We start from the raw sequence: 15,624 nt of genomic DNA, 5'->3' as shown, positions 1-15,624 counted from the left end.
CAACAAAATGTCGAGATTGATCACAGCGCATCCCGCCCACATCGGCAACTCTGTGAGTGCTCGGTGCGGGTCGTATGTCCTGAAAGATCTGCGAGATATTCCCGGACGAACTCGAATCGGGTCCGAAACGGGCACCGGGTCCTGTTCAGCCCTGATGACGCAATCATCAGCGCTGCAACGTCTTTCGTGCAATCATTCGGTGATCGATTTGCGGCGTCGTCGGCCGCGCATACTTCGACATCAATAGGGGGCGGAAGTGTGTCTTCGCGTTTCGCGACGGCTGCTGCTCGCGATACTCGTAGCGGCTGCAGTGCTGCCGGCCTGCGGCAGTGACCGGAACACCGGCACAGCGAACAGCACGGGCCGGGGTTTCGCAATCCTGAGCACCGATTCCGGTCTCGCTGTCACCGATGGCACCGACGTTCGGAAATTGACGTCTTTCGCTCCCAAAGAAGGGAACTGGAACGGTGCAGCCGTTGCCTGGCGCGACCCCGGCACGGCGGTCGTGGTGTCCGGCGACGCGATCGGCATCGTCGACGCAATGGGTGCGCGCCGTACCGTACCTTGCATGGACTGCCGCGGCGTCGCGCTCGCGGGCGACATCGCGATCACCGCGCGGGCGAACTACCGGGCCGGGGACGGCTTCGATCTCGTCGAATTCGACGGCAGCCTCGGAGAGATCCGTTCCACACCGTCGACTCGACTGAACGAACGCTGGTTCGGCATACGCACCGACGAGGACTCCCGGCCGCCCGACGTGCTGGCGGCGACGGACGAGCACATCTACCTGACCTACATCTCGCGGCTCGGCGGCGCGCGCCGCGGGCCCCAGGTCGTCGCGCAATACTCCCGCACCGGGCAGTTGCTGAACTACCTGATGATCGACGGAAGAACCTTCGACGCCGAGGTTTCGCCCGACCAGCGCTATCTGGCGCTCACCGCGGGCGGATCCGGCGGAGCCTGTAACACCCTCGCCCATCTTCGCGTGGTCGATCTCGCGGAGATGCGCGAGCTGGACACCTACCCCGATCGCCCCCTGGCCAGCATGAGGTCCTCGGGCACTTTGTCCGATCCGTGGTTCTACATCGACAGTCTGCGCTGGGTCGACGGCAAGGTCGTGGTCACCGGCCAGGTGCACGCACCGCCGCGCAACGAGACGTGCGATCCGGCGCCGCAGTCATGGATCCGTACTTACGACGTCCGAACCCAAACGTTCACAGACGCACTCGCCGAGTCCGACCGCGCGGCGCAGGTGATCGGACCGACGTGCGGCGATACGATCGGCTACACGGGCGTCGACGACAAACGGTCGGTTGTCGCGGTCTCCGGTGGCATCCGTCGAGAGTTCCCCAAGTCCGCGGTTCTGGCCGCCACATCCGGGAGCCTGTCGTGCTGAACGAAGCGTCCACGCCGACAAGCGAATCGCGGCCGCGCTTCGACGCGTTCATCTCCTACCGAGCGCAGACCTCGAGCAAGGCCGCGCACCAGTTGCAGCGCGCGCTCGTCGCCTTGTCGAAACGCCATCGTCCCGACGGCGATCTCATCTCCCTGTTCTTGGACACCCAGTCCCTCGTCGCGGGCCGGCTCAGCGGGGAGATCAAGGACGCGCTGGAGGATTCCCGCTGCCTGATCGTCCTACTGGGTCCGGACACGTACAAGTCTCCGTGGGTGGATCTCGAGATCCGGCACTGGTTGGACAACGGCGGTGACGTGTCCCGCCTGTTCCTGGTGCGGCACGATCCGTCGGTAGATCTCAAGTGGGATGACGATCGCAATGACTTCGCCGAACCGCGACTCCTGCCGTCGGCGCTCTCGAAGCGTTTCACCGAGGAGCAGAAATGGCTCGAACTGCAGAGTTCTCTGACCGGTACCGACGAGACCGCCCTGGTCGGCTTGTACGCACCGATCGCGGGGATACGTCCCGAGGACCTGCTGCTCGCCGAGGCGAACTACCAGCAGCGCCGCCAGCGACAGACGAGGGCGATTGTCTCCGCGCTGAGCATTCTGCTGGTGATGGCGCTTGTCGCGGCCACCATGGCCTTCTCGAATTGGCGTAGCTCCGAGAGCAATCGAGTGCGCGCGGACCGAGAGGCCGTGCAGGCCAGAGCAGAAGCAAACGCGGCGCAAGCGCTGCTCGCCGCCGGCGACTCCGCAGCACGCGGCATCCGGCTGGGCGTCGAAGCCGCGCAACTCTCCTCGAGCACCAGCGTCCGCGCCGCATTGCTCGCCGTCGCGGATTCCAGTGCCGTACTGCAGCACGCGTTCGAGTTCCCGCGTGCGGACGCCGGCTATCCCGGCACGGGTGTCGCCTTCTCACGCGACAGTTCACATCTTTTCGCCTGGGGGCATGCTCCGGACGGGGGCGATTCGTATCTGGTCCAGTGGGACCTGGAGACCGGGCGGCAGCTGTTCGCGACGCGGCTCCGTGTGCCGAAGCTCAGCGCGATCGCCTCGGTCGGGTCCCGCTGGGCCGCGGGTTGCAGCGACGCGGGTCCCCTGATCATCTCGTTGGCCACCCGGGAGGTCCGCAGGCTGGATGCCGCCTGGCCACGTTCCTGGTCGTGCACACTGCACACGTTCGCCGGCGGGCTCATCGTGACCACCCGAGAGAAAGACGGACCACGCGGCAATTCGTATTTCGCCAACCATGCCGGCGAGACGACCGAACTGGTAGGCATGTCGAGCGCCGCCGTGCGGCACGAAGAACCGGCGGCCGTCGTCGCCGGTGCGGGCGGCATCGCCGTGGTGCGCGCCGACGGTGTGCATCGGCTCGGTGATCAGCCGGTGCGCACGGTCGATGTGCTGGACAACTCGGGCGGCTTCGCCGTCCGCGCAGACGATCGGCGCTGGCTCCTCGGGCGTCCGGACCGGGACGGATACGCGCTCACCGAAGTCACGGCGGGCCCGGAGGCCGTCGACTCCGCCCCCAGGCTGACGCTGACCGGACTCACCGGTGAACTCGCCGAAGTAGCCGCGGACGGCACGGTGTCGATGTCCGGCACCCCCGGATCGGTTCGCATCGAGAGCCGGGCGCGCGAGGAGCGGTTCTTCCACATGACACGGATCCGACCTGTCAGAAACGGTTTCGTCGTCGTATTCCGGGATGGCGCCTCTATCGTCTGGCCACCCGGCGAAGCGGCGCACCCGCCGCTGGCCAACGATATGCCTCGCGAGACCTGGCGTGCGCTGCCCTCAGGGTGGGCCCAGAGCGCGGGCCGAGCCGGGGAAGACGTCGTCCTCGGGGCCTGCGCGAACGGTGAACAGGTGTATCTCACCGGCGGCACCCGATCCACGGCCGTCTGGGCCGTGGACGCCGACCGCCTCGCACGCAGGTTCAACGGCTTTGCCACCTCCGGTCCGGACTGCGGTGTCGTCTCCGTCGACGAGGGGCTCCGATTCTTCGCCCGCGGCGATGGGGCAGCCGGAAAGGCCGTTCTCCGGGAAAGCTCGGCATACGACGGGCTGGCGCTGAGCGCAGACGAGTCGAAGGTCGCGATCGCCCAGGCCGAGTTGCCGATCGAAGTGCTTTCGACCAAAGGCGCCTCCAATCAACCCTGGGGTATGCGGCAGATGCCTTTGCCGGAGACGACGACCGCGCTGGGCGTGCTCCGGGTGATCAAGGGATACGACCATGTGCGGATCGTGCTGCCCAACGGCAAGGTGCAGAGCTGGCGCGACGAGAAGGTGGGCGAGGTGCTCGCCGTTCACCCCGAGGGGAAGGAGATTCTCGCCGATTTCCTCGGGCCGGAAACCCGCGCCGTCCTGGTCACCGAAATCGGGAAGATCGGCGACGCCGACAACTTCTGCGCCGTGCGGCCTGCGAAGTACGTTCCCGCTCCGGGTTTCCAGACGTCCAAGAGGTCGGCCCGACAGGCGCTGCTGGTAGCCGCGGGGCCGCGTGGCACGATCGACTGCCACAGCGGCAAACTCGTGGACGCGATCCCGCCCGACCGAGTCGTCGATTACGGCATCGACGGCGACCGCGGCCGGATTCTTTGGCGCGACGACGCAGGACGGCTGCAGATCACCGAATGGGACGGCGATTCCTCCGACATCCGTACCATGTCCGCGCCCGCGGAGATCAGCAGACCGGGCGCGCGCGTCTCGATGTCGGACTCGCTCATCGCGGGGATGGCCGAAGGCGAGGGGCTGCTACGCATCTATCGATCCGCCTCCGGCGGCTGGGAAGAGCAAACGACGATTCCCGTGACGGTGCAACGTATCGTCGGCCTCGCCCTGGCCGATAACGGCACACTCGCGGTGGTGGTGGCCCAGGATTCGACATTCGAGATCTACGACATCGCGACCGGCCGCCGCCTCATGACCAGTCGCCAATCGGTCGACACCACCATGCATCCGCAACGAATCGCACTGTACGAATCGGATGGTTTCATCACCATCCTGCTGTATCGAGAGGACGAGCTGACTGCGCGGCGCGCCATCGAGATCCCGATCACGGTTCCGTTGCTGATCGACCAGCTGTGTACCGCGTATATGGCGCCTGTTTGCCCCGGCGCCGGGGGCTAGAGGATGAACGCCGACATAGACGTCTTTCTGTCCTACGCTCGCACAGCGGATGACGGTATCGCTCCGGCACTGAAAAAAGGCCTGGCACGCCTGGCCAAACCATGGAGCCGGCCCCGCGCTCTGCGGGTATTCCGCGACCGTACCGACCTCTCCGCCGCGCACGATCTGACCGCCGAGATCGAGGATGCGCTGCGTCGCTCCCGATACTTCGTGCTCCTGGCTTCTCCGCAGGCCGCGCAGTCGCACTGGGTCGGCAAGGAGATCGAGTAATATCGCGCCGGTCGCGCCGCGCGGCACGCCGCGGCCGGATCCGGTCGTCCTCAGTGGGGGCGGGACGATCTCGCCCACCGGTCTGCTGCGGTTTCTGGGTCCCGGCAAGCGGGGGTTGGTCTCGATCGGCCGTGGTGGCCGCCTGCACAGGGGCAGATACGCCGAAGACCCATGAACCCGCAGCGATTCCACGCCGTCGGCCAACACCACGCTCACCCGACGTCGCTACCGGCAATCGATCGAACACCTCGTTCCCGACCGATCTCTCCCGCCACACCATACCTCGGACTCGTCAGGATGTTCAGGGCTGGCAGGCTCCGGCTCGAGCGGGCTCCACGAGCCTGCTACTCAGCCTGCCGCAGCGTGATACTGCTCCCGATGCTCCGCCCACGGACGCCCCCGCTCCTCCGGACTCATCGCCAACAACTCCCGCAACTTCCCCCACGCCACCTCATCGGTCGGCGTATACACCTGCATCCACGCATGCGGCACCGACGGCAACGACATACTCGTCAAGAACATCTCCAACTCCCCCACCGCCAAATTCCGCACCGACTTCGTCCTACTCGCAGGCACCGCCACATCATTCAACGCCCACAACGACGCGAAACTCTCACTCTCCGAACACAACTCCGCGATGAAACCTTCCCACTGCGGATCACCCAAATTCTTGGCATACGCGCCACGCAAATAGCCCACCATCCGCCGCATATCATCCCAATTATGCCGATAGGCGTTGCAGCACTCCGGGGTCAGAAACACCCGACGTGCCACATTCCGCTCCCCCGCCAAAAACCCCGGACACAAAGCCTCATACGACGAATTGAACGCCAACACGTCATACCTCGCACTCAACACGACCCCCGGCAACGGCTCCAAATGATCCAAAATCACCTGCAACTCCTCCGGCAACACCGACCCCACATCCACCGAAGGCACCGTCGGCACATCCGCCAACCGATACAAATGCGCCTTCTCCGCCGCATCCAACGACAACACCCGCGCCACCGCATTCAACACCTGAACGCTCACATTGATGCTGCGGCCCTGCTCGAGCCACGTGTACCAGGTGATCCCGATCCCGGCCAGCTGAGCGACCTCTTCCCGGCGCAAGCCCGGGGTACGTCTGCGTGGGCCCGGCGGTAGGCCCACGTCTTCGGGCGCGATGCGGGCGCGCCGGGACTTCAGGAAGGCTCCCAGCTCGGCACGCCGGGCTTTGCGGACCGCCTGAACGTCGACAACATCGGTCATCCTGAGATCTTCCCGTACCGTGCCAGAGGTATCCAGGTGCTGCTGATACCAGTTTCAGGGAAGGCCGCGGGGTGATGTTCGGTTCCGCCCCGCTGGGTACGTCTGTGGAGTGGTGCGGCGGAGTGAGATGCTCGAAAGCGTCACGGCCTTCCTGGCTACCGCGGTGGCCGGGTTGCTGCTGGTCGTGCCGCTCAGCTTCGGCCGCAGCTGCCATTGCACGCCCTATCAGGTCAATCGGCTGGTGCTCAGCGTGCCGCGTGAGGCGGCGATCGGTGTGCTGGTCGCGGCGGTCACCGCGGTGGTCGCGGTCAGCCTGGCCCGAGCGCGCACCGCGTGGTGGATCGCGCTCGGCGCGACCCTCCTGCTGTTGATCACGCACACCGCCGAGACGAACAGCGCCTCGCCCGACATCCTCACGACAACCGCCTACCTCGACGCGATCGGCAGCGGGATCCTGCTCGGCGCGACGGGCGTGGCGGTGCTCGGCCGCAGCGCACCCGGGATGGGATTCGTTCTGGGCGGTGTCGGGTGTTTCGTGGTCATCACGCTCTCGCAGGCGTCGGGACTGCTGGGCAACCCGCACCGGGCGACGTCCGAACCGCAGGTGTGGTCGGTGTTCGAATCGCAGCCGCTGTGGCTGCTCGCCGCGGTAGCCGTCCTGATCCTGGCGTGTCAGGTGCTCACCCGGCAGCGGTTGACGCCGGAGCCGATCTATCCCGAATTGCCGCTGAGCCCGGTCATAGCGGCGATCGTGCTCGTGATGACCGAACTGGCCGTCGCGGAGTGGCGCTTCCGTCACGGCGACGGCAGCATCGGGCTCATCGTGACGGCACTGTGCACCCTGCTGGCCACGGCCGTCGCGGCGTGGCTGCTCCCACGCCGGGACGGTGTCATGGTCTTTCTGGCGGTCGCGCTCAGCGCCACCGGCAGCGCGGTGGGCAACGGGCCGCGACCTTCGTGGAGCGTGCCGCTGCTGCTGGGCTTGATCCTGCTGGGATACCTGGGCGGAATCCGGCTGTCGAATCCGCTGGCCGGGGCCGGGTTGCTCACGGCGGTCGCCCTGTTCGCCGCCCTGGTTCCACCAGGTAATGCGCGTACACTCCCCACAGCCGCGCTGGCCGTCGTCTCGGGTTACTGCGCGGCCTACCTCCGGCCCAGAACGGCGGGCAGCATTCTGGCCATCGCCATCCTGTGGCGGCCCTCGACGGTGGCACCCATCCGGACCGAATCGTTCGACTGGACGATGGTCTCGCCGCATCGTCTCCACGATTGGGGCCCCGTCACGGTCGTCTCGGGTTCGGAATGGGCCGCGTTCGCGATCGTGGTCGGATGCGGGATCGGGATGGTGATCCGCGCTCTGCCCAAGCGCAAAGCCCGCGCGCCGCGCCGCACCCCGGCCCCCATGGCGGCGATACGGGACGTGATCTCGAGGGCGTCGGCAACTCGACACGGGCGCATGGAGCCGAGTTGAGCGCACGCGCCTGCGGCGTCGTCCAGGCAGAATTCGTCCCTATGCCATCCGATCCGACGAAATCCCGCGGGGCGGCACCGCTCTGCCGAGTGGCATCTGCGGGACCGGAGGCGCGGGCGGAACGAATCGCAGAATCTCGGGGAAACCCGGGAAGCCACCGGGAATAGGGACTTCCACCGGGACATCCGGTGCGCTGCAGGGGGCGGATTGCGCTGACGCCGGTGCGAGGGCGAACACCGCTGCGGCGACGGCGACAACGCCAGATGTCACGGCCGGCCAGGACTTACGTCGCGACTGTCGATCAAGTCGAATATCGGTCTCCGAAGTCACGATCCGGTCCTCCGATCTGCGTCGGCCGGCCCGGTACGACCATACCGTCGGCATCGGGCGTCACCGAACCTCGAATTGATTCGAAAACCCACGGGGCTTGCGGTCCGCTGGATCGAAGCCATGCTTCCGCACTCGATCGAACAGCCCGCGCGGGACACACGACGGCCATATAACAAAACGATAACCACCGAGAGGCGCGCCGAGGCGGCCGGCGTCACCGGCCGCTCAGCGCTTTCGGTCAGGCTTTGACCTGTGCCGACGAGCGCGCCGGATTTGCCTGGCCCGCAGCTTTCGGGTCGCGTTCGTCCTGCTTCGCACGCACTCCGGCCTCGACCCGGTCGCCGAGATGCTTGTCGATGTTGCGCCAGTACTCGAACGCCCGGTCGAGCACCGGCGCGGAGACGCCGTTCAGCAGGTGTCCGACGATGTTGTCCACGAGGCGCTGGCGCGCCGCGTCGTCGAGCACGTCGCGGACCAAGGTTCCCGCTTGACCCCAATCATCGTCGTCCCGGTGCAGGGTGTAGGCCGAGCGCACGAGTTCGCCGTCGGAGTGCCAGGTCGCGGGCGGCCCCGCGGCGGCGGGATCGGCATGCGGGCCGCCTTTCGAGTTCGGCACGTAGACCGGATCGCCCGGGTTGTGGTGACGCAGTGCGCCGTCCTTGCTGTAGGACCGGACGGTGGTGGCATGCGGCGTATTGACCGGCACTTCTTTGTAATTCGCGCCGATGCGGTACCGGTGCGCGTCGGGGTAGGAGAACCAGCGCGCCATCAGCATCTTGTCCGGGCTGGGCCCGGTGCCGGGCACCGAATTGCTCGGTTCGAATGCCGCCTGTTCGATCTCGGTGTGATAATCCGCCGGGTTGCGGTCGAGCGTCATCTTGCCGACGTCGATCAGCGGGTAGTCGCCGTGCGGCCACACCTTGGTGAGATCGAAGGGATTGAACCGGTAGGTCTTCGCCTCCTCGAACGGCATGATCTGCATCTTCAGCGTCCAGCTCGGGAAATTGCCGCCTTCGATGGACTCCCACAGATCACGGGTGTGATAGTCGGTGTCCATCGCCGCCATCTGATCGCCTTCGTCCTGGGTGAAGAACTCGATGCCTTGATCGGTCTTGAAGTGGTACTTGACCCAGAACCGTTTCCCGGAGGCGTTCACCCACATATAGGTGTGGCTGGAGTAGCCGTTCATGTGCCGCCAGGTGCGCGGAATGCCGCGGTCGCCCATCAACCAGGTCACCTGGTGCGCGGACTCGGGTGACAACGTCCAGAAATCCCATTGCATGTCGTGGTCGCGCAGATTGTTGTCGGCGCGGCGCTTCTGGGAGCGGATGAAGTCCTGGAATTTCATCGGGTCGCGGACGAAGAAGATCGGGGTGTTGTTCGCGACCATGTCGAAGTTGCCCTGCTCGGTGTAGAACTTCAGGGCGAACCCGCGCGGATCCCGCCACGTGTCGGGGCTGCCGCGCTCTCCGGCGACGGTGGAGAAACGGGCCAGCATCTCCGTCTTCTTCCCCGGTTGGAACACGTCGGCCATGGTGTAGGCGCTCACGTCATGGGTGACCTCGAAGACACCGAACGCGCCGCCGCCCTTCGCGTGCGGCTGGCGTTCGGGCACGCGTTCCCGGTTGAACGCCGCCATCTTCTCGATCAGATACCAATCCTGGAGCAGGATCGGCCCATCGGGTCCGACGGTCAGCGAATGCTCGTCGCTGGGAACCGGGATCCCGGCGTCGTCGGTGGTGTGGTTGCGAACCGACATCTCTCTCCTCTCCTCCGAGCCGCGGGCGAAGGCCTGCGACGACACCGCCGGGACGAGCGACGACTGCGACATGGCGTGCGGCGCGTTGCCGCGCGCTCGACGAGCGGCGCAGGCGTGACGACCGTCGACCATCGGCCGACCCCGACCGGCCCGCAGAGGAACGCGGTCACAACGAACCGAATGTCGACGCCCATCCCGTCGGTCCTGTCGATCGGCTTCCCCGGGGTCCACCGCTCAAACTCCTGCCGGGCGGAACAGGGGAGCCGGTTCGACCGCCGCATCCGGCGGAGAACCGGTGCGCCGACGACCAGGACAGCGGCTCTTTGGTACGGCCTCGGAGGGACCGCTAGGCTGCGTCGGCTGTCGCATGCCGAATTACGTCCGACGCCATATTCTTTCGATGGGAAACGAAATGAAGCTCGCGCTGTGCGGGGTGCTGGTCGTCTGTGCGTTATCCCTCTCCGCCGTCACGGCGGTGTTCATAGTGTCCGAAGCGCGGGCGCACGCGCCGCGCGGCGCGGCGCGCGGCTACCTCGCCGACCTACAGCGGCTCGGAGTACGGACCGCGGGTGAGGGCGTGGCCGCGGCGCTGCTGGACCTGGGGTACGCGGTATGCCGGGAGCTGGCCGCCGGAACATCCGAAGCGGACGTCGTGGTTCAGGTGAGCGCGCACCAGCCGGTGGACGAGGCCGCGGCCGTGGTGGTGGCCGCCGAGCGGAATCTCTGCTGAACCGCCACGATCGGCGCTCGACGCCGCGCGGTCCGCGTTGGTCGGCGGCCGCGAAACGGCGTGCGATGCGGGCTGACCGGAATTCCGGCTCTCGTTGGGTAGATTCCCCCGCGATGTCCAGAATCCCTGCCATATCCAGTGCGAACGACATGACCGATACCGCGGTTCCCGCCTCGATGGTCGGGCGCCGGTATCGCAGCAGCGACTACTACGAGGTCGCCCGCGAGAAGATCCGGGAGTACACCCGCGCGGTCCGCAATCACCACCCTGCGCACTGGTCGGAGGGCGCCGCGGCCGATCTCGGCTACGGCAGCCTGCTCGCTCCCCCGACCTTCGGCGCGGTGCCCGGCTATCTCGCCTACGCGGAGGTGTTCGACACGATCTTGCCCGGCTACGACCTGAGCCGGACCATCCAGACCGATCAGATGATCGAATTCCACCGCCCGCTGCTGGCCGGCGACCGGATCAGCTTCGAAATGTGCCTGGACTCGTTCCGGCACGCGTTCGGTGGCGACCTCATCGGCCTGCGCCAGACCATCGTGGACCAGGACGACCGGCCGGTCGTCACCTCTCGGACCAGTTTGGTCGGGCGGGCCGACGAGGCTCTGCCCACGTGGTTCGACGCGGTCGTGATGCACGGCGCACGCCCGGAGGCGCGCAAGCAGCGCCGCGCCGCGCATCCGCGCTACGTGGGGAACGGCGGAGAACACGCATTCGAGACACCCGCCATACCGGCGAGCCCGGAAGCACGGCGACGGTTCGACACCGTGCGTCTCGGAGCGGAGCTTCCGCCGCACGCGCTCACGGTCAGCCGCGGCGATCTGGTCAATTACGCCGGAGTCGCGGGAGATCCGAACCCCATCCACTGGAGCACCGAGGCAGCGGCGCGATTGGGGTTGGACACCGTTGTCGCGCAGGGCCTGTTCACCATCGGGCTAAGTGTGGACTTGCTCACCTCGTGGCTCGGCGATCCCACTGCCTTGCGCTCCTACAACGTGCGTCTGACCAATCCCGTCCACGTCGGCGTGACCGGCGGCCGGATCGAGTTCTCGGGCCGGGTGAAGCACCTGGACGAGCAGACGCGCACCGCCACCGTCGCGATCACCGCCGAGCACGACGGACGCAAGATCTTCGGCCGCGCGACGGCCGAGGTCGCCCTCGCGTGATCGCACGAGCCGTTCGCGCCGCCGCAACCGAAGAGTTTGGTCCGGGACAGCCGGGGCACGTTGGAGGCGGAGCGCGCGCCCGCCGGGACCGGCGGACGCGAACTCGGCACCCGATCGAGTGGGCAACCGGCCCGCTCGCACCCGAAAGGACCGGTATCTGTCGTGGTTGTGCTTCTTGCTGTGATCGGCTCGGCTTCCCTTGCCGTCATCGCGGTCCATGCCACGGTCGTCGCCCGCAGCTTGGCGGAACTTCGCTCCCCGCGCCGCCATGGCGTAATCCGGGATGAGCGGGGCGCCGCGGAACTGACGGGCACAACGGTCTGATTTCTGCTCCCTCCCCGGCTGTCGCTGCCTCCGCGCAAGTCGACGGCGCCATGTCTCGGTCCTATGGAGAATCGGATACGATCTTGACTGCCTCTCGGTCCAGCAAACGGCCGCTGAGACAGTCGGCGTGCGCTGGTGCCGCCCCATGGTGATCGGAGGCCGGGTTGTCGGTGTTTGCCGACGACGGCAATGGTGCTGTCATTCGTTCTGCCACAAGAGGACCCGCGACCGGTGGTGTCCGTGCGGCGTGACGGGACAGACGACGATCCCGAGGTGATCGTGGGCGCGGAGTGGCCGTGGCAGCAACCTTCGGTGCTCCTGATCGAGGACGATCCGGGGGACGCCCTGCTGGTCGAGGAATTGGTCGTGGACGGCGCGCCGGGCCTGCAACTGCACTGGGTCCGATCGCTGGCCGAGGCCGCCGAGCACTTGGCCACCGCCGAACCGGACTGTGTGCTGCTGGACCTGCATCTGCCCGACGCCCAAGGGCTCGAGGCGGTGGAACGCATCCGCCGGCACACCGACCAGGTCGCGATCGTGGTGATGACCGGGCTCGATCAGGAGCAGACCGGTTTGGCTGCGGTCGCGGCGGGAGCCCAGGACTATCTCGTCAAAGGCCGGGTGGAGCCGGAGCTGTTCGGGCGCGCCGTGCGCTACGCGATCCAGCGCAAGCAGGCCGAGCGCACCAGCGCGGCTTTGCAGGCGATCAATATGCGCGCACAGGAGAACGCGCGCCTGGAACGCGGCTTGCTGCCCACGCCGCTGCTGCGCGGCAAGCGGGTCGTCGACGTGGTGGCACGCTACCGTCCCGGGCGGGCGCACGCGCTACTCGGGGGCGATTTCTACGACGTGGTGCAGGACGCGGACGGCACGGTGCACGCGGTCATCGGCGACGTCTCCGGGCATGGCCCCGACGAGGCGGCGACCGGCGTGGCGTTGCGCCTGGCCTGGCGCACCCTGGTCCTGAGCGGGGTGACCGGTGCGCGGCAACTGCGGCTGCTGGAACAGGTTCTGCTCGCGGAACGGACCGGCAAACAGACCTTCGCGACGGTGACCAGCCTGATGTTGCATCCGGGCCGGCGCCGGGCTCGGGTGCTGCGGGCCGGGCACCCGGGAATGCTGCTGCGCTCGGCGTCCGGACTGGACTGGGTCGAGGTGCCCGGCGGGCCCGCCCTCGGCTTCCTGCCCGGTCGAGCCGAGTGGCCCCTCCAGGAGCTGGACCTGCCGCTGGGCTCCGGGTTGATGGTGTTCACCGACGGCCTCTTCGAGGGACGAGTCGGGACGGATCACGAACGGCTCGGGGAGCAAGGTCTCATGGAAGTGGCCCGCGCGGTGCACGCCCCGGATCCCGACTGGTTCGTGGACGAACTGATCGGCCGCGTCGAGGCGCTGGCGGGGGCGTCCGGCGGATTGGACGACGACGTCGCCATCCTGTATCTGGGATGGAACGACGATGGGCGAGGACAGGACCAGAACCGATGACGACGGAGACCGTGCGGCCGCCGGTGAGCGCGCGGCTGACCGCCCAGGCTTGGTTCCAGCTGGTGCTGGCCGCGATGGTGCTGGTGGTGATCATCGGCACGGTGGCGGGGGCGCAGGTGATCGCGCAGACCAACCGGGTGACCGATCGGCTGCTGGACAAAACGCTGCCGGCGGCGACCGAGGCCTATCGCTTGCAGAATGCCCTGGTGGATCAGGAGACCGGGCTGCGCGGCTACGGCATCACCGCCGACCGGCAGTTCCTGCAGCCCTACCAGGACGGCATCCGCGACGAAGCGCAGTCGGTGGCCCGGCTGCGGGAGCTGCTGGCCGACCGGCAGCCGCTGCTCGACGAGCTCGACGCGGTCGAGCAATCGGCGCAGCGGTGGCGCACCGAATACGCCGAGCCGCTGGTGGCGGCGTTGGCCTCCGGGTCGACCCGCGGCATCGATCCCTCGACCCCCTCACGCGGTAAGCCGCTGTTCGACGAGCTGCGCACGCGCTTCGACGCCCAGAACAACAGTCTCGCGGCGGCCATCGCGGACGACGAAGACGAGCTCGCCCACACCCGCGCGGTCCGGGACGCGGTGCTGGCCGGAATGGTTATAGCGTTCCTGCTGACCGGCGTGCTGCTGACCGTGTTGATCCGGCGCTTGATCGTCCGACCCCTCGGCTCCCTGACCGACGCGTCGCTGCGGGTGGCGGGCGGCGACTTCGATCACCACATCGACGCCCACGGCCCGGCCGACCTGGCGACGGTGGCCAACGCGGTGGAGAGCATGCGCAGGCGCATCGTCGCCGAGCTGGAATCCTCGCGGGCCCAAGAAGCCGCCCTCGCCGAGCAGAAAACCGATCTCGACCTGCAGGCGGTAGAACTGCGCCGGTCCAACGCGGAGCTGGAGCAGTTCGCCTACGTCGCCTCGCACGACCTGCAGGAGCCGCTGCGGAAGGTGGCGTCGTTCTGCCAGCTGCTGGAGAAACGCTACGGCGACAAGCTCGACGAGCGCGGCAAGCAGTACATCGACTTCGCAGTCGACGGCGCCAAGCGGATGCAGGTGCTCATCAACGACCTGCTCACCTTCTCCCGCGTGGGCCGGATCACCGACCGCACCGAACCGACCGGCCTCGGCCAATCCCTCGACAAGGCGCTGACCAACCTCTCCGCGGTGATCGAGGATACCGCCACCTGCATCCGGCGCCCGGACGAGTTGCCCGAGATCGTCGGCGATCCGACACTGCTGACGATGCTGTGGCAGAACCTGATCGCCAACGCCATCAAGTTCCGTGAGCCCGACCGCGCACCCGAGATCGAGATCACTTGCGAATCGGCCGAGGACGGCAGCGGCTGGTTGCTGTCGGTCTCCGACAACGGCATCGGGATCGCGCCCGAATTCGCCGAGAAGGTGTTCGTCATCTTCCAGCGGCTGCACAATCGTGAGGAGTACAGCGGGACCGGCATCGGGCTGGCCGTCTGCAAGAAGATCGTGGAGTACCACGGCGGCCGGATCTGGATCGACACCGATTACACGGCGGGCGCCCGCTTCTACTTCACCCTGCGCGCCGCCGAAGCCGACAGCACCGCCGTTACCGCCGACGTCCCCGTCCATGAAGGAGCCCCCGCGTGACCACCCCCAGCCAGCCCATCGACATCCTGCTCGTGGAAGACGACCCCGGCGACGAGCTGATGACGCGTGAGGCCTTCGAGGACAACAAGATCGGAAATACCCTGCACGTCGCCCGGGATGGCGAGGAGGCACTCGAGTTCCTCTACCGCCAAGGCAGGCACCCGGACGCGCCCCGGCCGGATCTGATCCTGCTCGACCTCAATCTGCCCAAATACGACGGCAGGCAAGTGCTGGAGAAGATAAAAGCCGACCCCGATCTGTCGCACATTCCGGTGGTCGTGCTGACCACCTCGGCGGCCGAAGAGGACATTCTGCGCAGCTACCGGCTGCACGCGAACGCGTACGTCACCAAGCCGGTAGACCTGGACCAGTTCGTCGCGGCCATCAAGCAGATCGATGACTTCTTCGTCCAGGTCGTCCGCCTGCCGCGCCAGAGTCTGTGAGGCGTCCCCGGGGCAGTGCGCTGGGGCACATCGCTTTCCGGATGTCACGGATGGCCTGGTTCTCACGGACGGAACGATGCGACGAATGGGCAATGATCAACTGGGTATAGCCTCGGGGAGCACACGCGCGGCGAACACGGCAGCCGAGCCCGATGATGGTCCACGCGCTCGGCATGGCGCGGGTACAGCGCACCGATCCCCGACAGGGAGGTAACGAGGTGACGGCGCATCGACGCCCCTGGCACGGCA

At 67.2% G+C, this 15,624-nt stretch carries 11 protein-coding genes; 9 read left to right on the top strand and 2 right to left on the bottom strand.

The window, feature by feature from the left end; translation table 11 throughout:
• Positions 1-430 precede the first annotated feature (430 nt).
• Genes NNI01S_RS35220 through NNI01S_RS06060 form a run of 3 tightly spaced genes read left to right on the top strand, consistent with a single transcriptional unit; the run spans position 431 to position 4,797 of the window.
• Positions 431-1,396: a hypothetical protein gene (locus tag NNI01S_RS35220; RefSeq protein ID WP_169812927.1), complete on the top strand. Its 966-nt coding sequence runs from the start codon at positions 431-433 to the stop codon at positions 1,394-1,396.
• The gene (locus tag NNI01S_RS06065) at positions 1,390-4,527 is read left to right on the top strand and encodes a TIR domain-containing protein (RefSeq protein WP_063018256.1); all 3,138 of its coding nucleotides are present in this window, start codon (positions 1,390-1,392) and stop codon (positions 4,525-4,527) included. Before NNI01S_RS35220 ends, NNI01S_RS06065 begins: the two co-directional genes overlap by 7 nt.
• 3 nt (positions 4,528-4,530) lie before the next feature.
• Positions 4,531-4,797, top strand: coding sequence for a toll/interleukin-1 receptor domain-containing protein (locus NNI01S_RS06060; protein WP_063018254.1), 267 nt, complete (start codon positions 4,531-4,533; stop codon positions 4,795-4,797).
• 348 nt (positions 4,798-5,145) lie between these two features.
• On the opposite strand, the gene NNI01S_RS06055 is transcribed toward NNI01S_RS06060, so the two are convergent.
• On the bottom strand, positions 5,146-6,048 hold the full coding sequence (locus NNI01S_RS06055; RefSeq protein ID WP_063018252.1) for a helix-turn-helix transcriptional regulator: 903 nt from the start codon (positions 6,046-6,048) through the stop codon (positions 5,146-5,148).
• 127 nt (positions 6,049-6,175) lie between these two features.
• Between NNI01S_RS06055 and NNI01S_RS06050 the strand changes: the two genes are divergently transcribed.
• Complete coding sequence (locus NNI01S_RS06050) at positions 6,176-7,519, top strand: hypothetical protein (RefSeq protein WP_157114608.1); 1,344 nt, start codon at positions 6,176-6,178, stop codon at positions 7,517-7,519.
• Positions 7,520-8,087: 568 nt separating this feature from the next.
• Here NNI01S_RS06050 and NNI01S_RS06045 read toward each other — a convergent pair.
• Positions 8,088-9,608 carry a catalase gene (locus NNI01S_RS06045; protein ID WP_063018787.1) on the bottom strand — a complete coding sequence of 507 codons (1,521 nt, stop codon included), beginning with the start codon at positions 9,606-9,608 and terminating at the stop codon, positions 8,088-8,090.
• A gap of 400 nt (positions 9,609-10,008) precedes the next feature.
• Here NNI01S_RS06045 and NNI01S_RS06040 point away from each other — a divergent pair, with 400 nt between their 5' ends.
• The 5 genes from NNI01S_RS06040 (at position 10,009) to NNI01S_RS06020 (ending at position 15,375) form a co-directional block, all read left to right on the top strand.
• Positions 10,009-10,338 (top strand): DUF732 domain-containing protein, encoded by a 330-nt coding sequence (locus NNI01S_RS06040; RefSeq protein WP_169812926.1) that lies wholly within the window; start codon positions 10,009-10,011, stop codon positions 10,336-10,338.
• 149 nt (positions 10,339-10,487) lie between these two features.
• Complete coding sequence (locus tag NNI01S_RS06035; RefSeq protein ID WP_063018246.1) at positions 10,488-11,504, top strand: fused (3R)-hydroxyacyl-ACP dehydratase subunits HadA/HadB; 1,017 nt, start codon at positions 10,488-10,490, stop codon at positions 11,502-11,504.
• 558 nt (positions 11,505-12,062) lie between these two features.
• Positions 12,063-13,310 carry a PP2C family protein-serine/threonine phosphatase gene (locus tag NNI01S_RS06030; RefSeq protein ID WP_439956115.1) on the top strand — a complete coding sequence of 416 codons (1,248 nt, stop codon included), beginning with the start codon at positions 12,063-12,065 and terminating at the stop codon, positions 13,308-13,310.
• The gene (locus NNI01S_RS06025; RefSeq protein WP_063018244.1) at positions 13,307-14,932 is read left to right on the top strand and encodes a sensor histidine kinase; all 1,626 of its coding nucleotides are present in this window, start codon (positions 13,307-13,309) and stop codon (positions 14,930-14,932) included. The genes NNI01S_RS06030 and NNI01S_RS06025 overlap by 4 nt, the downstream gene beginning before the upstream one ends.
• Positions 14,929-15,375 (top strand): response regulator, encoded by a 447-nt coding sequence (locus NNI01S_RS06020; protein ID WP_063018242.1) that lies wholly within the window; start codon positions 14,929-14,931, stop codon positions 15,373-15,375. The genes NNI01S_RS06025 and NNI01S_RS06020 overlap by 4 nt, the downstream gene beginning before the upstream one ends.
• The last annotated feature ends 249 nt before the right edge of the window (positions 15,376-15,624 follow it).

This window comes from Nocardia niwae NBRC 108934 = DSM 45340, from assembly GCF_001613465.1.
GTDB classification, from domain to species: Bacteria; Actinomycetota; Actinomycetes; order Mycobacteriales; family Mycobacteriaceae; genus Nocardia; species Nocardia niwae.
Note: the sequence above shows the minus strand (reverse complement) of the source record. Positions and strands in the feature narration are given on the sequence as shown.